General features: G+C 66.0%; 17 protein-coding genes. 10 read left to right on the forward strand and 7 right to left on the reverse strand.

Features of this window, described 5'->3' with window-relative positions:
• Nucleotides 1-2 precede the first annotated feature (2 nt).
• Nucleotides 3-716 carry a two-component system response regulator PrrA gene (gene prrA / locus ACTXG5_RS10820; RefSeq protein ID WP_313861551.1) on the reverse strand — a complete coding sequence of 238 codons (714 nt, stop codon included), beginning with the start codon at nt 714-716 and terminating at the stop codon, nt 3-5.
• Between the two features lie 230 nt (nt 717-946).
• On the opposite strand from prrA, the gene ACTXG5_RS10825 reads away from it, so the two are divergent.
• Together ACTXG5_RS10825 and ACTXG5_RS10830 are read left to right on the forward strand one after the other, a co-directional pair.
• Nucleotides 947-2,815 carry an ABC transporter ATP-binding protein gene (locus ACTXG5_RS10825; protein WP_445164359.1) on the forward strand — a complete coding sequence of 623 codons (1,869 nt, stop codon included), beginning with the start codon at nt 947-949 and terminating at the stop codon, nt 2,813-2,815.
• Complete coding sequence (locus tag ACTXG5_RS10830; RefSeq protein ID WP_445163651.1) at nt 2,812-4,761, forward strand: ABC transporter ATP-binding protein; 1,950 nt, start codon at nt 2,812-2,814, stop codon at nt 4,759-4,761. The genes ACTXG5_RS10825 and ACTXG5_RS10830 overlap by 4 nt, the downstream gene beginning before the upstream one ends.
• Here ACTXG5_RS10830 and ACTXG5_RS10835 read toward each other — a convergent pair.
• Nucleotides 4,663-5,802, reverse strand: coding sequence for an FAD-dependent oxidoreductase (locus ACTXG5_RS10835; protein ID WP_445163652.1), 1,140 nt, complete (start codon nt 5,800-5,802; stop codon nt 4,663-4,665). The genes ACTXG5_RS10830 and ACTXG5_RS10835 overlap by 99 nt on opposite strands.
• A gap of 113 nt (nt 5,803-5,915) precedes the next feature.
• On the opposite strand from ACTXG5_RS10835, the gene ACTXG5_RS10840 reads away from it, so the two are divergent.
• Nucleotides 5,916-6,464 (forward strand): TetR/AcrR family transcriptional regulator, encoded by a 549-nt coding sequence (locus ACTXG5_RS10840; RefSeq protein ID WP_445163653.1) that lies wholly within the window; start codon nt 5,916-5,918, stop codon nt 6,462-6,464.
• Nucleotides 6,465-6,477: 13 nt separating this feature from the next.
• Here ACTXG5_RS10840 and ACTXG5_RS10845 read toward each other — a convergent pair whose 3' ends face one another.
• On the reverse strand, nt 6,478-7,950 hold the full coding sequence (locus ACTXG5_RS10845) for a carboxyl transferase domain-containing protein (protein WP_445163654.1): 1,473 nt from the start codon (nt 7,948-7,950) through the stop codon (nt 6,478-6,480).
• A 27-nt stretch (nt 7,951-7,977) separates the two neighbouring features.
• Between ACTXG5_RS10845 and ACTXG5_RS10850 the strand changes: the two genes are divergently transcribed.
• The 7 genes from ACTXG5_RS10850 to ACTXG5_RS10880 all read left to right on the forward strand — a co-directional run bounded on the left by ACTXG5_RS10850 (nt 7,978) and on the right by ACTXG5_RS10880 (nt 15,154).
• A complete protein-coding gene (locus ACTXG5_RS10850; protein ID WP_445163655.1) occupies nt 7,978-8,706 on the forward strand; it encodes an enoyl-CoA hydratase in 729 nt (242 codons plus the stop codon).
• Nucleotides 8,707-8,711: 5 nt separating this feature from the next.
• A complete protein-coding gene (locus tag ACTXG5_RS10855) occupies nt 8,712-9,830 on the forward strand; it encodes an MBL fold metallo-hydrolase (protein ID WP_445163656.1) in 1,119 nt (372 codons plus the stop codon).
• Nucleotides 9,831-9,860: 30 nt separating this feature from the next.
• Nucleotides 9,861-11,444, forward strand: a complete 1,584-nt coding sequence (locus tag ACTXG5_RS10860) for a serine hydrolase (RefSeq protein ID WP_445163657.1) — start codon at nt 9,861-9,863, stop codon at nt 11,442-11,444.
• On the forward strand, nt 11,441-13,825 hold the full coding sequence (locus tag ACTXG5_RS10865) for a cation-translocating P-type ATPase (protein WP_445163658.1): 2,385 nt from the start codon (nt 11,441-11,443) through the stop codon (nt 13,823-13,825). Before ACTXG5_RS10860 ends, ACTXG5_RS10865 begins: the two co-directional genes overlap by 4 nt.
• Nucleotides 13,826-13,919: 94 nt before the next feature.
• Nucleotides 13,920-14,108 carry an antitoxin gene (locus ACTXG5_RS10870; protein WP_445163659.1) on the forward strand — a complete coding sequence of 63 codons (189 nt, stop codon included), beginning with the start codon at nt 13,920-13,922 and terminating at the stop codon, nt 14,106-14,108.
• 4 nt (nt 14,109-14,112) lie between these two features.
• Nucleotides 14,113-14,598: a type II toxin-antitoxin system Rv0910 family toxin gene (locus tag ACTXG5_RS10875; RefSeq protein WP_445163660.1), complete on the forward strand. Its 486-nt coding sequence runs from the start codon at nt 14,113-14,115 to the stop codon at nt 14,596-14,598.
• A 121-nt stretch (nt 14,599-14,719) separates the two neighbouring features.
• Nucleotides 14,720-15,154, forward strand: coding sequence for a hypothetical protein (locus ACTXG5_RS10880; RefSeq protein WP_445163661.1), 435 nt, complete (start codon nt 14,720-14,722; stop codon nt 15,152-15,154).
• 4 nt (nt 15,155-15,158) lie between these two features.
• Here ACTXG5_RS10880 and ACTXG5_RS10885 read toward each other — a convergent pair whose 3' ends face one another.
• The 4 genes from ACTXG5_RS10885 to ACTXG5_RS10900 all read right to left on the reverse strand — a co-directional run bounded on the left by ACTXG5_RS10885 (nt 15,159) and on the right by ACTXG5_RS10900 (nt 20,073).
• Nucleotides 15,159-15,644, reverse strand: a complete 486-nt coding sequence (locus ACTXG5_RS10885; protein ID WP_445163662.1) for a VOC family protein — start codon at nt 15,642-15,644, stop codon at nt 15,159-15,161.
• 37 nt (nt 15,645-15,681) lie between these two features.
• Nucleotides 15,682-17,196 (reverse strand): carotenoid oxygenase family protein, encoded by a 1,515-nt coding sequence (locus ACTXG5_RS10890; protein ID WP_445163663.1) that lies wholly within the window; start codon nt 17,194-17,196, stop codon nt 15,682-15,684.
• Nucleotide 17,197: 1 nt separating this feature from the next.
• Entirely contained in the window at nt 17,198-18,424 is a 1,227-nt protein-coding gene (locus ACTXG5_RS10895; RefSeq protein WP_445163664.1) for an acetyl-CoA acetyltransferase, read from the reverse strand.
• A gap of 230 nt (nt 18,425-18,654) precedes the next feature.
• Entirely contained in the window at nt 18,655-20,073 is a 1,419-nt protein-coding gene (locus ACTXG5_RS10900) for an MFS transporter (RefSeq protein ID WP_445164360.1), read from the reverse strand.
• Nucleotides 20,074-20,307: the final 234 nt, after the last annotated feature.

A 20,307-nucleotide genomic window follows, 5' to 3' on the forward strand; every position in this document is an offset into this window, starting at 1 on the left:
CGCTACTGCATCCGCAGCACGAACCCAACTCCGCGGACGGTGTGCAGCAACCTCGGGCCGCCGTTGGCCTCCAGCTTGCGGCGCAAGTACCCGATGAACACGTCGACGACGTTGGTGTCGGCGGCGAAGTCATAGCCCCACACCAGCTCCAACAGCTGTGCGCGGGACAGCACCGCGGTCTTGTGCTCGGCCAGCACGGCCAGCAGGTCGAACTCACGCTTGGTCAGGTCGACGTCGACGCCGTTGACCCGGGCCCGCCGGCCGGGGATGTCCACTTCCAGCGGCCCCACCGTGATGGTTTCCGACGACGACGACGCGGTGGCCCCGCGGCGGCGCAGCAGCGCCTTGACCCGCGCGACCAGTTCGGCCAGCACGAACGGTTTGACCAGGTAGTCGTCGGCACCGGCCTCCAGGCCGGCCACGCGGTCGTCGACCGAGCTGCGGGCGGACAGCACGCAGACCGGAACGTCGTTGTCCATGGCGCGCAGGGCGGTGACGACGCTGACGCCGTCCAGCACGGGCATGTTGATATCCAGCACGATCGCGTCCGGTCGGGTCTCGGTGGCGCTGCGCAAGGCCTCGGCCCCGTCGACGGCGGTGGAGACTTCGAAGCCGGATAGCCGCAGGCCGCGTTCCAGCGAGGCGAGCACATCGGCGTCGTCGTCAACGACCAAGACGCGAGGTGCGGTCGTCCCGCCAGTGTCCATGCCGACCATCTTGCAGGATTGTTGCCCGCGATGGGTCACAGGGGAGGGGTCGGATGCCTAAATGGTTACGCTTTCGAGTCTCCGCCGCGACTGGCCGCCGATGACACCATGCCATGATCGAATCCAGGTGGCAGGCCGAGACATTCGGGGTCTTGGTCAGCGTTGTCGTTGCGGCCCTTCGATTTCGGTGCCACTGGCCGCAAAGGAACTTGAGAGACGGAATCGTTGTGACTGAGGCCATGGGCCCGCCGGATATATCTGTGCTTCGCTCATCGTCTGCGATCGCCACTGCGCCTAAACGCCCGGGGGCGGTGTCGGACCTGAAGCGGCTGCTTCCCTACCTGGTTCCCCACCGCGCGCGCTGGATCGTCATCGTGTTGGTTGCGATCACCAGTCTCGTTGCCACGGTGGGCATCCCGATCATGACCAGAGCCGTTATCGACGGGCCGGTGCGCCACCACGACCCGAGCGGTTTGTGGGTGCTGGGCATCGCGGCAACGACTCTCGGGCTGGGCGACGCGGTGATGTTGTTCATCCGCCGCTGGTTCACCGCGCATGCCACGATGGGCGTCGAGACGGATATCCGCCGGGACCTGCACGCCCGCCTGCAGACGCTGCCGATGTCGTTTCACCATCGATGGCAAACCGGCCAATTGGTATCGCGGATTATGAGCGATTTGTCCACTATCCGCGATTTGATGTCGTTCGGAGCGGTGTTCATGCTGCTCAACGTCCTGCAAATCACCGCGGTGACAGTGTGCCTGCTGGTGATGTACTGGCCGTTGGGCCTCGTCGTGCTGGGGTCGATCGTGCCGATCATGGCCACCGTGCTGCACTATCAGGGGGAGTTCACCCGTCTGTCGCGGCAGGCCCAAGACCAATCCGGCCACCTCGCAACGCATGTCGAGGAGTCGGCGCTGGGTCGCGGGGTAGTCCTGGCATTCGGCCGCGAGGACCACGTATTCGAGCGGTTCGACGCGCAAGCCAGCAGGATGTACGAGATCGGGCGCGCCAAGGTGTCGGTGGCGGCGAAATTTTGGACCTTGCTCGAGGTGATTCCCAATGTGGCCCTCGTGGTGCTGCTGGGTTTCGGTGCGTACGCGGCGGGCCACGGTCTGGTCACGATCGGCACGCTGGCTGCCTTCATCACCATGACGCTGTCGCTGGTCTGGCCGGTCGCCTCGATGGGCTTTCTCCTCTCAATGACCCAGGAGGCGATGACGGCGGCGAACCGGATCGCCGAAATCTTCGATGCACCCTGCGAGATCACCGACGGGCCCAACCCGGAACCGGTCGGGGCCGGGCGCCTCGAGCTGCGCGATGTGGGCTTTCGGGTACCGGACTCGGCAGGAGGCGACAAGTGGTTGCTCCGCCACGTCACGTTGGCCGTCGAGGCGGGCGAGACGGTAGCCCTCGTCGGCGCCACCGGTGCAGGGAAATCCCTTCTCACAGCGATGTTTTCCCGAATCTATGAGGCATCGGAGGGGCAAATTCTCCTGGACGGCCAGGATATCCGGGACATGTCGCTGTCGTCGCTGCGCCGATCGGTATGCACGGCGTTCGAGGACCCGACGGTGTTCTCGATGTCGGTGGCCGAGAACCTACGGCTGGGCCGGCCGGACGCCACCGACGCGGAATTGGCCGTGGCCATCGACATCGCTGCGGCGCGGTTCGTCGACGACCTGCCGTTTGGGCTCGACACCCGCATCGGGGACCAGGGCCTGCGGCTCTCCGGCGGGCAGCGCCAGCGGTTGTGTCTTGCCCGCGCAATCGTCGCGACGCCCAAGCTGCTGGTGATCGACGACGCCCTGTCCGGGCTCGACGCGCTTACCGAGACCGAGATCACCGAGGCGCTGCGGGTGGCGCTCGAGGGGGTCACGGGCATCATCGTCGCGCGCCGGCTGTCCACTCTGCTGCTCGCCGATCGGGTGGCGTTGCTGGGAGACGACGAGGCCGGGCCGACTATCACCCATCTCGGGACGCATGCGGAGCTTTTCGCTCAGGTGCCGCAATACCGCTACCTGTTGACCGCCCATCGTGGACATGACAACGACGTCATCGACTGTACAACAACGGATTTCGCAATGAAGATGACGGAGCATCGATGACCACGCTGGACACCAGGCCCATTCTGGTCGGCAATGACGAAGCAGCCCCCAACTCTCCCGATCCGGCCATCGAGGAGACCCAGACCCGCGGGCGGGACGCGAGGGCCCTGCTGGGTTCGCTGCTGCGGCCGCACGCGCTGACCCTCGGGCTGATCCTGGGGGTCGCGCTATTGGAAAACGCTGCGCGGCTTTCGGTTCCAATGCTGGTCCGGGGCGGCATCGACCACGGAATTCCGGCGGTCACGCACGGCGGCTCGGCACGCGGACTGGTGCTCATCGTTGGTGCGCTGTGCGGTGTGGTGGTGGTGCACGGCATCAGCCGCTGGTTTTTCCTGAACCGCGCCGGGCGACTCCGCCAGAAAGTGTTGCTGGACCTACGCCGTCGGGTGTTCCGGCACTTCCAGCGGCTCGACATCGCCTTTCACGAGCGCTACACCACCGGCCGAGTCGTGACCCGGCTGACCAACGACGTCGAAGCCGTCGACGACATGTTGTTCGCCGGCTTCGACTGCTTGATCACCGCCGCGCTCACACCACTGGGAGTAGCGATCCTGCTGCTCATCCTGGACTGGCGGCTGGGACTGATGTGCCTGGCGGTTTTCCCGATCCTGCTGGTCCTGGGCGTATGGTTCCGCCTCCAATCGGCGAGAACTTACCGCGAGGTGCGAGAGAGCACCGCGCTGGTCATCATGCAGTTCATCGAGACGATGGCGGGCATCAAGGCCCTACAGGCCTACCGCAGTGAGCCGCGGACCCAGCGCGTCTTCGAGGACATCGCTGACCAGTACCGGGCGATCCTGGTCAAGTCCTTGAAGCTGATGGCCGTCTTCACCCCCGGGGTGAAGGTGATCGGCAACCTCACCACCGGAGTGGTGATTCTTTACGGTGGCAGCCGGGTGCTCAATGGCGATATGACGATCGGCACCTTCGCTGCCTTTCTGCTCTACCTGCGGATGTTTTTCGAGCCGCTGCACGAGATCACCCATTTCTTCAATGCATTTCAGGCCGCGACGTCAGCGCTGGAGAAGTTGGCCGCTGCCCTCAACAGACGCACGGCGATCGCGGAACCCGAGATGCCTTTGGCGCGTTCGGGTGAGGCATGCGCAACCGACTTTGCCGCTGGCACAGTCATCTTCGATGACGTGCATTTCAGCTACGTGCCGGGCCAGCCGGTGCTCTCCGGGCTGTCGGTGACGGTGCCCGCCGGTCAGACGGTGGCGCTGGTGGGACGCAGCGGCACCGGTAAGTCCACCATCGCCAAACTGCTGGCCAGGTTCTACGACCCGACCTCGGGATCGATCACCTTGGACGGTGTCGATCTTCGCGATCTCGCGCACGCCGATCTGCGCCGCAATGTGGTGCTGGCCGCACAGGAAAGCTTCCTGTTCACCGGCACGATCGCCGACAACATCCGGTTTGGCCGCCCCGATGCCACCGACACCGAGGTCAGGGATGCGGCCGCCGCGATCGGCGCCGACCTTTTCATTGCCGCTCTTCCCATGGGGTACCAGACCGAGGTCAGCAACGGCGGGGTCCAGCTGTCGGCGGGTCAGCGTCAGCTCATTGCCCTGGCCCGCGCATTCCTGGCCGACTCGGCGGTGCTGATCGTGGACGAGGCGACGTCGGCGCTGGACGTCCCCGGCGAACGCATGGTGCAACACGCGCTGGAGACCGTGCTCGCCGACCGCACCGCCCTGATCATCGCCCACCGGTTGGATGTGGTCGAAAACGTCGATCGGGTGCTGGTGCTGGGCGAGCAGGGCCACATCGTCGCCGACGGCACGCCCGCCGAGCTGATTCACAGCGGCGAACGAACTCACCGTCGCTGTTCGGGATGCGGTGGCAGATCAGCGGTACCGCAGGCCGCTCAACTGCAACGCCAGCTGCCGTCGCACAGCGGGAACCTGCGCAGCCAGGCGCATTCCCGCGTTACGGACCGGGCGTAAGGAGCGCGGCAGCGTCGAGATCCGGGTCAGTCGGCCGGTCAGTCTGAGTACCTGCTCGGCCCTGCGGTGCTGAACTGTGCAGTAGCGGTCCAATGCCGCATCGGATCCGCCGTGCATAACCTCAGACAGCGCCGCGGCCAGTGAAATCCCGTCGGCAATACCGAGATTCATGCCCTGGCCGCCAGCGGGGCTGTGCACATGGGCGGCGTCGCCGGCTAGCAGTATGCGACCGGCTCGATAGTCGTCGGCAACGCGGTGGTGGATCCGGAACCGGGTCCCCCACAGTAACTCGGTGACCACCGTCCGGCCCGGCCCGAAGCCCCGGGTATCCAGTAGCGACTGGACGAATGCTGCCGACGGCTCCGGTGGTGCCTCCGAAGTCGGCGCGACGATGCGAAAGATGTTGTCCGGCAGCGGGGCCAGCACGTTCAGCCCCTCGTTGGCGTAGAACAGGATGACCTCGTCGCGTGGTGCCTCCCCGGACACCCGAACGTCGGCAAGTACGAAAGATTCCGCGAACTCACCACCGGCAAAACCGATTCCGGCTTGCTCGCGAACCGTGCTGTGCATGCCGTCGGCGCCGACGATGTAGCCGGCCCGAATGCTCTCGCCATCTTCGAAGGTGGCCGTGACACCGTCGGTGTCCTGCATGACGCGGCGCAGCGTCTTAGGCCGGATCACCTCACCGCCCAGTTCGTGCAATCGCTCCAGCAGCAGCCGCTCGGTGTCGGCCTGCGAGAGCATCAGTGTGTACGGATGCTGCGTCGGAAGTCCGCTGAAGTCGACCGGAATCAATACGCGCGGGCCCTCCCGCACGGTGAAGCGCGGTGCGATCAGCCCGGCTTTGACCATTCGCCGCGCCACGTCGAGGTCTTCGAGCACCTCGAGTGTGCGGGCGTTGACCGCGGCCGCGCGGGAGGTGTTCGCGCCTTGGGCAAGCTTGTCGGTCACTACCGTCCGGATCCCGCCGGCGACGAGCGACGCGGCAAGCGTGAGCCCGGTGGGTCCGGCGCCTACGACCAGGACATCGGTGTCGTTCATGGTTTCGGCTCCTCTCGCAGAAGCTTAGGGAACTAGTCAACGCTTGTTGGCATAAGTCCATGCTGGCGCGTCGAGCGCCCGATGTCAACAGTTGTTGGCCTACAGTTGTTGACATGAGGCGATCGTCGGAACAGACCAAGGCGGTGATTCTGGCGGCGGCCCGGGCGCGGTTCGGGTCGGTCGGCTTCCAGGGGGCCACGATCCGGGGGATTGCCGCGGACGCCGGGGTCGATCCGGCGATGGTGATGCGGTACTACGGCAGCAAAGACCAACTGTTCGCGGCCGCCGCGGAGTTCGACCTGAGGTTCCCCGATGTCGCGACGATGGACCGCGCGCAGGTAGGGCCGACGCTGGTCCGGCACTTTCTCGATCGCTGGGAGGACGATGCGTTGGTGATCTTGCTGCGGTCCAGTGCCACCAACGGCGACGCTGCGCAACGGATGCAGGAGATATTCCGAACCCAAATGCAGCCGCTCGCCGCGTGCTTCGTATCTGACGAGGAATCCGGCGCGCGGGCCGGGCTGATCGCGACTCAAATTCTGGGTATGGCGCTGTGCCGCTTCGTGTTACGACTTCCGCCCGTCGTCGAGATGAGCCGTGACGAGATCGTCGAATGGATCGGCCCGACGATTCAGCGCTACCTCGGGCTGCCGGAGGACTGACGGCCTAACTATCTCAGGGCAATCCGATGCCGCGGTAGCGGCCCAGTCGTGCGGTGATGCGCTCGGCGCTGGGTATGTCGCGCAGCGCGTGTACCTCGGCGGCGATGGCGCTGGCTAGTCGCTGGGAGAACTCGATCGGCTCGTCGGCGGCGTCGGGAAGCTCCGGCACGATGGCGTCGACGATCCCGGACCGCAGCAGGTCAGCCGACCGAATACCTTGGGCCGCAGCAAGTTCAGGGGCATGTTCGGTATCGCGGAAGACGATCGCGCTGGCACCCTCGGGTGGCAGCGGGGCCAGCCAGCCGTGCAGCGCGGCCAGCACCCGGTCGGCGGGCAGCATCGAAAGCGCCGGGCCACCGCTGCCCTGGCCCAGCAGCACCGACACCGTCGGGGTATCCAGCGTCACCAGCTCGGCCACGCACTGGGCGATCTGACCGGCCAGCCCGCCCTGTTCTGCTTCGGCCGACAACGCGGGGCCCGCGGTGTCGATCACCAGCACCAACGGCAGCCGCAACTCGGCGGCCAGCGCCATGCCGCGGCGGGCTTCCCGCAACGACGCGGGCCCGACCAGCCCGCCGGTGAGCCGCTGCTGGCCGAGAACCACTGCCGGTTGCCCGGCGAATCGAGCCAGCGCCAACAGGGTGGTCGCCGCCTCGCCGCTGCCGGTACCGGACAACAGCACCCGGTCGGTGGCGCCGTGGCGCAGCAGATGCCCGACACCCGGTCGGTCCGGTCGCCGCGACGCGAGCACCGAATCCCACGCCGGCACATCGGGTATCGATCCGGCGGGCTGCGGGGCGGGTAGCGGCTTGGGTGCATCGGCGATGACCGTCAGGGCGCGATCCACCGTGCGGCGCAGCTCGTCAATGGCGACGACGCCGTCGATCACCCCGTGCCGCTGCAGGTTCTCCGCGGTCTGGACGCCCGCCGGGAACGGTTCGCCGTAGAGCAGCTCGTACACCCGCGGCCCGAGGAAGCCGATCAGCGCGCCCGGCTCGGCGACGGTGACGTGACCCAGCGAGCCCCACGACGCGAAAACACCGCCCGTCGTCGGGTTCCGCAGGTAAACCAGGTAGGGCAGGTGGGCCTGCTTGTGGAGCCTGACGGCCGCGGCGATCTTGACCATCTGCAGAAATGCGACCGTGCCCTCTTGCATGCGGGTACCGCCGGAGCTCGGCGAGGCCAGCAACGGGAGCCGCTCGGCCGTGGCGCGCTGCACGGCGTTGGTGATCCGTTCGGCCGCCGCAACCCCGATCGAGCCGCCGAGGAAGCTGAACTCGCAGACCACGACCGCCACCCGGCGCCCGTGTATTCGCCCCTCGCCGGTCAGCACCGCCTCGTCCAGCCCGGTGGCGGCCCGGGCGTCGGCGAGCTCGCGGGCGTAGGCCTCGCTGATCGGTATGGCCAGCGGCTCGCTGTCCCAGCTCACGAAAGAGCCTTCGTCCAGCACCGCATCCTGCAGTTGGTCGGTCGTGATGCGACTCACGACTCGAGGCTATATAGGCTGGCGCCCATGATCGGTATCACGCAGGTCGAAGCGGTTATGACCATCGAGTTGCAGCGTCCAGAACGCCGCAACGCCCTGAACTCACAACTCGTCGACGAGCTGCGTGAGGCCGTGTTGAAGTCCGGGGACGGGTCGACCCGCGCGATTGTGCTGACCGGCCAGGGCACGGTGTTCTGCGCCGGCGCGGACCTGAGCGGCGACGCCTTCGCCGCCGACTACCCAGACCGGCTCATCGAACTGCACAAGGCCCTGGATGCGGCTCCCATCCCGGTGATCGGCGCCATCAACGGACCCGCCATCGGCGCGGGCCTGCAGCTGGCCATGCAATGCGATCTGAGGGTCGTCGCCCCGGAGGCGTATTTTCAGTTTCCTACGTCGAAATACGGCCTCGCCCTGGATAACTGGAGCATCCGGCGGCTCTCGTCGCTGGTCGGTCACGGCCGGGCCCGGGCGATGCTGCTGACCGCGGAGAAGTTGACCGCCGAGACGGCGCTGCAGACCGGAATGGCCAACCGGATCGGGACGCTGGAAGACGCCCAGGCCTGGGCCGCCGAGACCACCGGGCTGGCGCCGCTGGCGATCCAGCACGCCAAGCGGGTACTCAACGACGACGCTCTCGAGGAGGCGGATCCGGTGCATAAGGAGCTCTTCGATAAGGCCTGGGGCAGCCAGGACGTCATCGAAGCGCAAGTCGCCCGGATAGAGAAGCGACCGCCGAAGTTCCAGGGGGCCTGACAGTCATGGTGCGCGCAGCATTCCGCCTAGCCGCCGGCACGGTCACGCTGGCCGCTGGAGGGTGGATGTTGCGCGCGCTGCACGGCGCGCCGTCCGCTCTCGGTGCCGACCCGACCTCGATTCGGGCGGTGGCAGAGCGGTCGCCGAACTACCGTGACGGCGTCTTCGTCAACCTCGACCCGGCGTCGATCTTCAATGTGGACCGTGCGCAACTGGGGCAGATCGCGGCGGAGTTTTTGGGTGGGCGCGGCAAGAGCCGACCACCTGCGCCGATTCCGTTGGCCGCACCGGGGACTTTCGAAGGCGACGCCAGCCCACTGGCCGTGAGCTGGTTCGGCCACTCGACGGCGCTGTTGGAGGTCGACGGCTACCGGGTGCTCACCGATCCGGTCTGGAGCGACCGCTGCTCGCCGTCAGACGTGGTGGGCCCGGAGCGGCTGCATCCGCCCCCGGTGCAACTCGAAGCACTGCCCGCCGTCGACGCCGTGGTGATCAGCCATGACCACTACGACCATCTCGACATCGACACCATCGTCGCGCTGGCCCACACCCAGCGGGCCCCGTTCTTCGTCCCACTCGGAGTGGGTGCTCACCTTCGCGCATGGGGCGTACCCGAGCACCGCATCGTCGAACTCGACTGGCACGAGAGCGGTCACGTCGACGAGCTCACCCTGACTTGCCTGCCGGCACGGCACTTTTCGGGGCGCTTCCTGGACCGCAACACCACGTTGTGGGCATCCTGGGGAATCATCGGCCCGAGTCACCGCGCGTATTTCGGCGGCGACACCGGCTACACCAAGAGCTTCGAGCAGATCGGCGCCGACCACGGACCGTTCGATCTGACCCTGCTACCCATCGGTGCCTACAACTCGATCGCCTCGGACGTTCACATGAACCCCGAGGAGGCCGTCCAGGCCCACCTGCAAGTCACGGCGCCCGGGTCGGGACTGCTGGTGCCCATCCACTGGGGCACCTTCCGGCTGGCCCCACATCCGTGGGCCGAGCCGGTCGAGCGACTGCTCGCGGCCGCGGAAGCCGCTGAAGTCAAGGTGGCGATACCCGCGCCGGGTCAACGTATTGATCCGTCGAAGCCCTTGAGATTCAACCCGTGGTGGCGGCCCTGATTCGCTGCGGCGAGACTAAAGTCTGCGGGCATGACGAGACGCGCGGCCCTTGCCGCTGCCGTGGTGGTTTTGCTGGCGTTGGTCGGATGCGGATCTGGGCAACCCGTCTCGAGCCCACCCTCCGCGTTGTCTGAGGCACCGCCCAACGAAGTGTCGGGTCTGGACATTCCGCCCGGCCGCATCGACCTTGCCATTGCGAAGGTCGACGGCCTGGTCAACGACCTGATGCGGACCACGGGTGTCCCGGGCATGTCCGTGGCCGTCGTCCGGGGTGGAAAGACCGTGTACGCCAAAGGTTTCGGCGTGAAGGATGCGAGCAAGGGCAACGGTCAAGACAACAAGGTCGACGCTGACACCGTCTTCCAGCTGGCTTCGGTGTCGAAATCGGTGGGCGCGACCGTGGTGGCGCACGAAGTGACCAACAACGTTGTCACCTGGGACACGCCGGTGGTGGCCAAGCTGCCGTGGTTCACGCTGTCGGATCCCTACGTCACCGGCCATCTGACCATCGCCGACCTGTACTCGCACCGCTCCGGGCTGCCCGATCACGCCGGCGACAAGCTGGAGGATCTCGGGTACGACCGCCGGCAGGTTCTGGAGCGGCTGAAGTACCTGCCGCTGGCGCCTTTTCGAAGCAGCTACGCCTACACCAACTTTGGCTTGACCGCGGCCGCCGAGGCGGTGGCGGCCGCCGCGGGTAAATCGTGGGAGGACCTGTCGGACGAGGTGCTCTACCGCCCGCTCGGGATGGCGTCGACGAGTTCGAAGTACGCCGATTACCTGGCCAGGCCCAATCACGCGGTGGATCACGTCAAAGTGGCAGACAAGTGGGAGCCGCGCTTCCAGCGCGATCCGGATCCGCAGACACCCGCGGGCGGGGTGAGTTCGTCGCTCAATGACATGGCGCGCTGGCTGACGATGGTGATGGCGAACGGAACGTACAACGGTCAGCAGATCACCTCGCCCGAGGCCCTGCTACCCGCGATCACCCCGCAGGTCATCTCGATCGCTGCGACCTCGCCAAAAGCCCGGGCCAGCACCTATGGTCGTGGGTTCAACGCCTCGGTGACCTCTTCGGGGCGCACCGTGTACAGCCACTCTGGGGCATTCTCGTCGGGTGCGGCGACGAACTTTGTCGTGATGCCCTCCGAGGACGTCGGCATCATCGCGCTGACCAACGGTGCCCCCTACGGCATTCCGGAAACTCTGACCGCGCAATTCATGGATCTGGTGCAGTACGCGCAGATTCGCGAGGACTGGGCGGCGCTGTACAACCATGTGATCGCCCCGATGAACAACCCGGAGGGCTCGCTGGTCGGCAAGCAGCCGCCCGCGAACCCGGCACCGGCCCGACCGCTCACCGACTACCTGGGCGTCTACGCCAGCGACTACTGGGGGCCGGCGGTGGTGACCCAGAACAACGGGCAACTCGAGCTCGCACTGGGTCCGAAGAATCAGGCGTATCCCCTCGCGCACTGGGACGGCGACACCTTCACTTTCTCGATCATCGACGAAAATGCGCCTCCTGGAACGATTTCCAAGGTGACCTTCGCCGGGGACACGCTGAACGTGGAGTACTACGACACCGACAAGTTGGGAACGTTCACCCGATGAACAGCGGGCTAACCGACGCCGAGGTGGCGCAGCGGGTAGCCGACGGGAACAGCAACGCGGTTCCGGCACGCGCCGCCCGCAGCATCGCGGACATCGTGCGCGCCAACGTTTTCACCCGGATCAATGCGATCTTGGGCGTGCTGCTGGTGATCGTGCTGGCGACCGGTTCGGTCATCAACGGGCTGTTCGGCCTGCTCATCATCGCCAACAGCGTCATCGGGATGGTCCAGGAGATTCGGGCCAAGCAGACGCTCGACAGATTAGCGATCGTCGGGCAGGCGAAACCTTTGGTGCGCAGGCAATCCGGGACTCGGACGCTGCTGCCTAGCGAGGTGGTGCTCGACGATGTCATCGAGCTCGGGCCCGGGGACCAGATTGTCGTCGATGGCGAGGTACTCGAGGCGCAGAACCTGGAGGTCGACGAATCGCTGCTGACCGGGGAGGCGGATCCGATCGGCAAGGATGTCAGCGACGCGGTCATGTCCGGCAGTTTCGTCGTCGCCGGCACCGGTGCCTATCGCGCCACCAAGGTCGGCCCGGCCGCTTACGCCGCCAAGCTCGCCGAGGAGGCCAGCAAGTTCACGCTGGTGAAATCCGAACTGCGCAATGGTATTAACCGGATCCTGCAGTTCATCACCTATCTTTTGGTGCCGGCCGGCCTGCTGACGATCTACACGCAGTTGTTCACCACGCATGTGGGGTGGCGGGAGTCCGTGCTGCGCACGGTGGGCGCGCTGGTGCCGATGGTGCCCGAAGGCCTGGTGCTGATGACGTCGATCGCGTTCGCGGTCGGCGTCATCAGGCTCGGGCAGCGTCGCTGCCTGGTCCAGGAGTTGCCCGCGATCGAGGGATTGGCCCGCGTCGACGTCGTGTGCGCCGACAAGACGGGCACGCTGACCGAAAGTGGTATGCGGATCTCCGATGTCGTCGAACTTGCCGGTCAACAGTCAGCGGCCGTTCCGGATGCGCTGGCAGCGCTGGCTGTGGCCGATGCCCGTCCCAATGCCAGCATGCGGGCGATCGCCGAGACCTATGACCAGCCGCCGGACTGGATCGCCACGGCGACAGCGCCTTTCAAGTCCGCCACCAAGTGGAGCGGCGTGTCCTACTCCGACCACGGCAACTGGGTGATCGGCGCGCCCGATGTGCTGCTCGACCCGGCTTCGGCGGCCGCCGCGCAAGCCGAACAGATCGGAGCGCGCGGGTTGCGGGTACTGCTGCTCGGCGCAGCCGACATCGCCGTGGACGATCCGAGCGCACCGGGTCGCGTTACGCCGGTCGCGCTGGTGGTGCTGGAGCAGAAGGTGCGCCCGGACGCTCGCGAAACATTGGAGTACTTTGCCGCCCAAGATGTTTCGGTGAAGGTGATCTCCGGTGACAATGCCGTATCGGTCGGTGCTGTTGCGGCCCAGCTCGGGCTGCATGGCGAGGCGATGGACGCGCGCCAATTACCCAGGGAAACAGGGGAATTGGCCGACACCCTGGACGCCTACACCACCTTCGGTCGGGTGCGGCCCGATCAGAAACGCGCCATCGTGCATGCGCTGCAAGCGCACGGGCACACCGTCGCGATGACCGGCGACGGCGTCAACGACGTGCTGGCACTCAAGGATGCGGACATCGGCGTGGCGATGGGCGCCGGCAGCCCGGCATCGCGCGCGGTGGCGCAGATCGTGTTGCTGGACAACAAGTTTGCAACGCTGCCCTACGTCGTCGGCGAGGGTCGGCGGGTGATCGGCAACATCGAACGAGTCGCCAACCTGTTTCTGACGAAGACGGTGTACTCGGTGCTGCTCGCGCTGTTCGTAGGCATCGAATGCCTGTTGTCCAATACGCTCAAGGCGGATCCGCTGCTCTACCCGTTTCAGCCGATCCACGTCACCATCGCCGCCTGGTTCACCATCGGCATCCCGTCGTTCATCCTGTCGCTGGCGCCCAATAACGAGCGCGCCTATCCCGGCTTCATCCGCCGCGTCCTGACCTCGGCACTGCCGTCCGGGTTGACGGTCGGCACCGCGACCTTCGTTTCCTACCTGGTGGCCTACCGGGGCCGACATGCCACTTTGGCCGAACAGGAGCAAGCGTCGACCGCCGCGCTGATCACCCTGCTGGTAACCGCGCTGTGGGTGCTGGCGGTGGTGGCGCGTCCCTACCAGTGGTGGCGGGTCGCACTGGTGACAGCCTGCGGACTGGCCTATGTCGCGATCTTCAGCATCCCGCTGGCGCAGAAGAAGTTTCTGCTCGACCCGTCGAATCTGGCGGTCACATCGACTGCCCTGGGGATCGGGGTGCTGGGCGCCGCCGCGATCGAGGCGACGTGGTGGATCCGGGCCAGGATGCTCGGGATCGAGCCGCGGTTGTGGCGGGCGCCGGCCGACTAGGGCGATGAGGGCGGTCCAGACACCGGCAAGTAGGGTTCTACCAGCAAAGAAGGATCCCCGGCGGCCCTGGGGATCCGCGGGGAAGGGACAGCGCATGGGATTCCTGGACAAGGCAAAGGACCTGTTGGCGCAGAACGCCGACAAGGTCGAGACGGCGATCGACAAGGCCGGCGAGTTCGTTGACGACAAGACCCAGGGCAAGTACTCCGACACCATCCACAAGGTGCAGGAAGAGGCCAAGAAGGCCACCGGCCCCGGGGCCACGGGCGACCAGCCGAACTGAGCGCATGGCGAAACTCTCCGGATCCATCGACGTACCGCTGCCGCCGGCGGAGGCCTGGAAGCACGCCTCCGACCTGTCCCGTTTCAAGGACTGGCTGAGTATTCACCGGGTGTGGCGCAGCAAGTTGCCCGACGACCTGCAAAAGGGCACGGTCATCGAATCGATCGTCGAGGTCAAGGGCATGCTCAACCGGATCAAATGGACGATTGTGCATTACAAGCCGCCGGAAGCCATGACGCTCAATGGTGACGGCGTCGGCGGCGTCAAGGTCAAGCTGATGGCCAAGGTCAAGCCGAAAGGCGACGGATCTGTCGTCACCTTCGACGTGCACCTCGGTGGCCCGGCCCTGTTCGGGCCGATCGGCATGATCGTCGCCGCCACGCTCAGACGCGACATCAACGAATCCCTGGAACGATTCGTCACCGTGTTCACGGCTCATGACACTCAGCCCGACCCGGGCCGCAACGGGCACCGTGGCGCCGGCCGCTGACCGTCTGGACCAGGTCCTCGCCGTGAAACCCGCTGGGTGAATCTGTCCTTACGGGCACGTCCCCGGCCGGGCTGCGCGTGGCGAGCGCCGGCGGGTCCGGCGCCCTATTAAGGTCGCACCCATGACCCGCCGCCTGCGCCCCGGATGGCTGGTGGCGTTGTTTGCCCTGGTCGTTTCGGCCAGTGCCTGGACGCCGTGGCTGACCACGTCGGTCGGTGGCGGTGGCTGGGCGAGTGCGATCGGAGGCAAACACGGCAGCCTGCAGCTTCCGCCGGGATTCGGCGCGGGGCAGCTCATTGTGCTGCTGTCCTCGGCATTGCTGGTGGCCGGAGCGATGGTGGCCCGCGGCCTGTCGGTGAAACTCGCATCGATTGCCGCGCTGATCATTTCGCTGCTGATCGTGGCGCTCATCGCGTGGTACTACAAACTCAACGTCAACCCGCCGGTGTCAGCGGAATACGGGATTTATGTCGGCGGGGTCGCGGCGCTCGGCGCGGTGGCGTGTTCGGTTGTGTCGCTGATTGCGGCTGTCGCGTCTGGTCGATCGAGCCGGTAAGACCTCAGGCCGACGGGAACTCGTGTTTGCCCGAAACGGAGCTATCGCCGGGCTCGTTGACGCCGAACACGAACGGCGCGAACACGACTTCGCGGCCGTCGGGGTCGCGATAGGTGACCGCACCCGTCGCCTCCCAGTACGGGTGCTGCTGCACTTCTTCGAGGCCCGCCTCCTGCAGGCGCGCGATCGCGGCCTGCTGTGCCTGCGTGTCCGGGAAGTACAGGCACAGTTGCTCGTGCTCGTCGCCCGCGACGTCACCGTCGAGAGCCTCCACGATCTCCATCGTCAGGTTCCAGCTTGGCAGGCCGAAAATCGCGCCGTTGCTGCCATAGCTGGACTCGAACGTCTCGAATAGCGGAAGCCCCACCAGCTCGCGGTAAAACCGTACTGTCTCTTCGAAGTTCGACGACCGGCGAGCGAAGCGGATGGCGCCGATCGGCGCCAAATGCATGGGCCAGTGTGTTGTTCGACGGGGCGTTTGGTTGTTCATGGCCATCTTATGGTGACGTCTCGCAGGGTCGCGAGGTTCACAGCCCCACAGCAGTCGCCGCCGACTCGGCGGTGTCCCAATGTCGTAACTGTACGCCCGGCGCCCACGTTGAATGGGTTCCGCTGGAAATGCGTTCCGGCAGTTGCAGTTTGCACACCGGCCCATCGGCGACCCGGGCGGCGTCGAACACCACGCAATAGGAGGCATCGGTGTTCATGTCGGTGGTGAGGGTGACCAGATAGCCGTCGTCTTCACTGGCGGCGCCCACGCGCGGCGCCATCGCGGTCTCACTGCCGTAGACACCGTCGCCGAACGAAATGCTCTCCTGGCTTCCGGTGAGCAGGTCATGTTTGACCAATCCGTCGAACAGGAACCAGCCCGGCTTTCCGGTCGCGGCGTAGGCGTAGCGGTAGCTGCCGCCCGCGTAGCCGGGATTGATGGTCCCGAACTCGGTGATCGAGTCCGACAGTTGCTCCTCTTTCACGGCGCCGGTGACGAGATTGAAGCGCCACCGGTGCAGCCGCGTCTGCAGACGATCCAGGGCGAGGAAGCGAAATAGCTTCTCCTGCTTCGTTCCCCCGGTGTCGAGCGGCTGAGGATCGCCCTCGAAAAATCCGTCCAGAACGATCTCGTCGCCATCCTCGTAGGCGTTGGTGAAGTGCAGCACGAACGTGGGATCCGCCTCGAACCATCGGATGTCAGCGGTGGAGCCGCGGCGCGGGATCACCGCGAAGCGCGACGGAATGTCGGAGTAGAAGCGCGGCAGGTGCACATCGTGTTCCAGCAGCCGCGGATCCCAGAACAACGGAAAATCGTTGAGGATGGCGTAGTTTTCGGTGAACGCCATGTCGTGGGGCAGACGCGGACCGGGCAGCGGGATGTCGACGTAGTGGGCCAGCTTGTTGTCTTCGTCGACGACGCCGTAGCGCATGTACGGGTCCTGCTTGCTGTAGTTGAAGAACAGCAGTTCTCCGGTTTTGTTGTCGACCTTCGGATGCGCGGACACGCCCCAGTCGGTGGGGAAGTGTCCGTTCCAGCTTTCCTTGCCAAGGGTGTTGGCCGAGTACGGGTCGATCCGGTACAGGTCACCGCATTGGTAGAAGCTGGTCAGCGCGATGCCGCGGTGCACGATGACGTCGGTGCTCGACGCGTCCTTCATCTTCGTACGCGCGCCCCAGCCTTCCTCGCGCCGAGCCAACTGCACCGGTTCGGCCAGCCCCGGCCACAGCGGCTCACCGGCGTCGTTCTCGGCCAAAAATCCGTCGGTGCGGATAAAGCGGTTGCGGTAGAAGGCTTTTCCGTCCCGGAAGCCGACCACGTGCACCATGCCGTCGCCGTCGAACGGGTGATAGGTCTTCAACGCCGGATGCAGCGGGTTCTCGGTATTGCGCAGATAGATGCCATCAAGGTCGGTGGGGATTTCCCCCTCCACCGCAACAAGGTCGTTGGCGTCCCACTCGGTGGTCTGTGGTCGCCACGGACCGGTCCGGTAGGGGTGGTCGTCGTCTTCTGGCAGGGTCGACAGGAACTTGCCGACGATCTCAACATCCATGTCACGCGCCTTCGATCGTGCCGACGACGAAACTGACGGTTGTTGCGGTGCTGCCACCGAAATTCAGCGTGCCGAAGGTCTTTGCGTCCTCGACCTGGTAGTCACCGGCCCCGCCGCTGACTTGTTTCGCCGCATCGAGGAGCATCCGCACACCGGATGCCCCGACCGGGTGCCCGCCGCCGATCAGCCCGCCGCTGGGGTTGATCGGGAGCCGGCCGCCGATTTCGATCTCCCCGTTTTCGATGGCCTTCCACGATTCGCCCGGGCCGGTCAGCCCGATGTGGTCGATCGCCAGGTACTCGCTGGGGGTGAAGCAGTCGTGCACCTCGAAACCGTCGATGCCGTCGAGAGTCACCTGCGCGCGGCGCAACGCGTCGAGCACCGCGAACCGCACGTGTGGGAGTACGTAGGGGTCGTCTGCGGCCCGGTCCAGTTTCTGCTGCAGACCCAGCCCGACGGTGCGATGGCCCCAGCCCTCGATGCGGCCGATCGGGCGGGCATCGGGATGGTCCCGCAGGTAGGCATCGTTGACCAGGACCAGTCCCGCGCCACCGTCGGTCATCTGGCTGCAGTCGTACCGCCGCAGCCGCCCTTCGGTGATCGGGTTGGTCGCGTCGTCATCGGTGATCGGTTCGGGGACCGTCCACCCGCGGGTCTGGGCGTTGGGGTTGCGCCGCGCGTTGGCGAAGTTGAGCTGTGCGATCGCCCGCAGATGGGTGTCGTCCAAGCCATAGCGCCGGTCGTACTCGTCGGCGACCTGCGCGAACATCGACGGCCACAGATAGCGTGCGCCGGCTCCCTCGTGGCCGGTCCACGCGGCGGCGCCCAAATGCTGGGCGGCGATGTCGCCGGGCACGGTCTTCTCCAGCTCGATCCCGATCACGAGCGCCGTGTCGTAGGCGCCCGAGCGCAGATCAGCCATCGCCGACAGTGCGGCGACACTGCCGGATGCGCATGCCGCCTCGTGCCGTGAGGCCGGGGTGTCCCACAGGCCCTCGCACACCGTCGCCGGCATCGCGCCGAGGTGTCCCTGGCCGGCGAACATCTCGCCGAAGGCGTTCGCGACATGGACCACGCCAATGTCGGCGGCATCGACCTTCGCCGCCGCGAGTGTGCCGTCGACGACCTCGGCGATCAACGCCGCGAAGTCGCCGTTCTCCTTGGTCAGGTTGCGGGCGAAATCGCTTTGGTAGCCGCCGAGAATCCACACCATCGCAGAGCTATCCATACCAGCGCACGGTACTCCTGGATGCCCCCGAAGATAGCGGTCCCGTCGGCTCTCGGGCTGAACCGACGGGACCTAGATGGGCGCGTCGGCCGGCCGAGCACGCACACCCTTCGGGGGCATTACCATCCCTGGCCGGTGGCAAACATGGCGACGCAACTTGGCCACCCAGATTGGCGAAGTCGTGTGACCTGCGCGAACCGGGATCTTTCCTGCTCAGCGGCCCGTCGGGGCTAGACCGCTCCCTCGACAAGATCGGTCGATTCGGGTCGGTCCGGAGGCCGAGTAACCGGCGCTGGCTGTGCGGCCGCGCCCTGGGCGTCGGCGCGGTCGACGTCGGCGAGATCGATGCCCTTCGTCTCACGGGCGGCCACGGCGGCCACGGCGCTCACCGACGCGGCGCCCGCCAGATACCACGCGATGGGCACCGCCGATTTATAGGTGTCGAGCAACCGGACGGCGATGATCGGCGCGAGTGACCCGGCCACGATCGACGTGAGCTGGTAGCCCAGCGACACTCCTGAATACCGCATCCGAGTCGGGAACATCTCGGCCATGGTGGACGGCTGAACCGCGTACATCACTCCGTGGAACACCAAGCCGATGACGACCGCGGACATGATGATCGCGTTGTTGCCGCTGTTCATCATCGGGAATGCGAAGAACCCCCAGGTGCCGGCGAGCACAGCGCCGACGAAATAGACTGGGCGCCTGCCGAATCGGTCACTGAGACGCCCGAACAGGGGGATGACCGCGAAATGCACGGCGTGGGCGACCAACAGCCACCACAAGATGGAGTAGGTATTGGCGTGGACATGCACCTTGAGATAGGTGATGGAGAAGGTGACGACCAGGTAGTACATGATGTTCTCGCCCACTCGTAGCCCCATAGCAGTGAAAACGCCGCGCGGGTAACGCTTTAACACTTCCAGGATGCCGGCGTGAGTCGCTTTGGTGAGCTCAGCTTGTCGCTGTGCTTCGAGGAAGATCGGGGCGTCAGTGACCTTGGTGCGGATGTAGTAGCCGATCAAAACCACGATCGCGGACAACCAGAAAGCCACCCGCCAGCCCCAGCTGAGGAACGCGGCATCCGACAGGTTCGAGGTCAGAACCAGCAGCACCGCTGTGGCGAGCATGTTCCCGCCCGGCACACCGGCCTGCGGCCAGCTCGCCCAGAAACCGCGACTGGCGTTCGGGCTGTGCTCGGCGACGAGCAGAACGGCGCCGCCCCATTCACCGCCGACAGCGAAGCCCTGAATGAAGCGCAGCGTCACCAACAGCGCCGGAGCCCAGTATCCGATCTGCGCAAACGTCGGCAGGCACCCCATCAGGAAGGTGGCGACGCCCACGAGGAGCAGACTCAGCTGCAGCAACTTCTTGCGTCCGTACCGGTCCCCGAGTTGGCCGAACACGATGCCGCCGATCGGACGGGCGGCGAAGCCGACGGCGTAGGTCACGAAGGCGGCAAAGATGGCGTCGAGATCGTTGCCGCCCTGGGCGAAAAACACCTTGCCGAACACCAGTGTTGCTGCGGTGCCGTAGAGGAAGAATTCGTACCATTCGACGACGGTGCCGGCCATGGACGCGGCGACCACTCGGCGAAGGTATGCGTGTCCGGTTCTGAATCGTCTGGGCTGCAACTCATTACGCATACTCACCGGTCGTCCTCCTTGGCGAACCGCCCACGCGGCGCCCGGACCGCGTCCTTAGGGGTCACGGGATGATGCGGGTACCGCGGATCGGAGCGTACCTGGCCTAACCAGGCAACGCGGGTTGTCTACAGGGTTTGCCTCGGCCGCCCGGGGTTCGCTGTGTCCCAGCGGGTTTCGGTATGCCGCTATGACGAGAGCGGGTCGGCGCTATCGCGGCGGAGGCGGAAGAGCCGG

The organism is Mycobacterium sp. Dal123C01 (genome assembly GCF_052566995.1).

What these genes read in the sequence shown, in the direction of transcription:
- ACTXG5_RS10850 (WP_445163655.1), top strand. Translation starts at nt 7,978, where the DNA reads ATGATCGGTATCACGCAGGTCGAAGCGGTTATGACCATCGAGTTGCAG.
- ACTXG5_RS10890 (WP_445163663.1), bottom strand. Translation starts at nt 17,196, where the DNA reads ATGGATGTTGAGATCGTCGGCAAGTTCCTGTCGACCCTGCCAGAAGAC.
- ACTXG5_RS10900 (WP_445164360.1), bottom strand. Translation starts at nt 20,073, where the DNA reads ATGCGTAATGAGTTGCAGCCCAGACGATTCAGAACCGGACACGCATAC.
- ACTXG5_RS10870 (WP_445163659.1), top strand. Translation starts at nt 13,920, where the DNA reads ATGGGATTCCTGGACAAGGCAAAGGACCTGTTGGCGCAGAACGCCGAC.
- ACTXG5_RS10895 (WP_445163664.1), bottom strand. Translation starts at nt 18,424, where the DNA reads ATGGATAGCTCTGCGATGGTGTGGATTCTCGGCGGCTACCAAAGCGAT.
- ACTXG5_RS10830 (WP_445163651.1), top strand. Translation starts at nt 2,812, where the DNA reads ATGACCACGCTGGACACCAGGCCCATTCTGGTCGGCAATGACGAAGCA.
- ACTXG5_RS10860 (WP_445163657.1), top strand. Translation starts at nt 9,861, where the DNA reads ATGACGAGACGCGCGGCCCTTGCCGCTGCCGTGGTGGTTTTGCTGGCG.
- ACTXG5_RS10835 (WP_445163652.1), bottom strand. Translation starts at nt 5,802, where the DNA reads ATGAACGACACCGATGTCCTGGTCGTAGGCGCCGGACCCACCGGGCTC.
- ACTXG5_RS10865 (WP_445163658.1), top strand. Translation starts at nt 11,441, where the DNA reads ATGAACAGCGGGCTAACCGACGCCGAGGTGGCGCAGCGGGTAGCCGAC.
- prrA (WP_313861551.1), bottom strand. Translation starts at nt 716, where the DNA reads ATGGTCGGCATGGACACTGGCGGGACGACCGCACCTCGCGTCTTGGTC.
- ACTXG5_RS10855 (WP_445163656.1), top strand. Translation starts at nt 8,712, where the DNA reads ATGGTGCGCGCAGCATTCCGCCTAGCCGCCGGCACGGTCACGCTGGCC.
- ACTXG5_RS10840 (WP_445163653.1), top strand. Translation starts at nt 5,916, where the DNA reads ATGAGGCGATCGTCGGAACAGACCAAGGCGGTGATTCTGGCGGCGGCC.
- ACTXG5_RS10885 (WP_445163662.1), bottom strand. Translation starts at nt 15,644, where the DNA reads ATGAACAACCAAACGCCCCGTCGAACAACACACTGGCCCATGCATTTG.
- ACTXG5_RS10880 (WP_445163661.1), top strand. Translation starts at nt 14,720, where the DNA reads ATGACCCGCCGCCTGCGCCCCGGATGGCTGGTGGCGTTGTTTGCCCTG.
- ACTXG5_RS10825 (WP_445164359.1), top strand. Translation starts at nt 947, where the DNA reads ATGGGCCCGCCGGATATATCTGTGCTTCGCTCATCGTCTGCGATCGCC.
- ACTXG5_RS10875 (WP_445163660.1), top strand. Translation starts at nt 14,113, where the DNA reads ATGGCGAAACTCTCCGGATCCATCGACGTACCGCTGCCGCCGGCGGAG.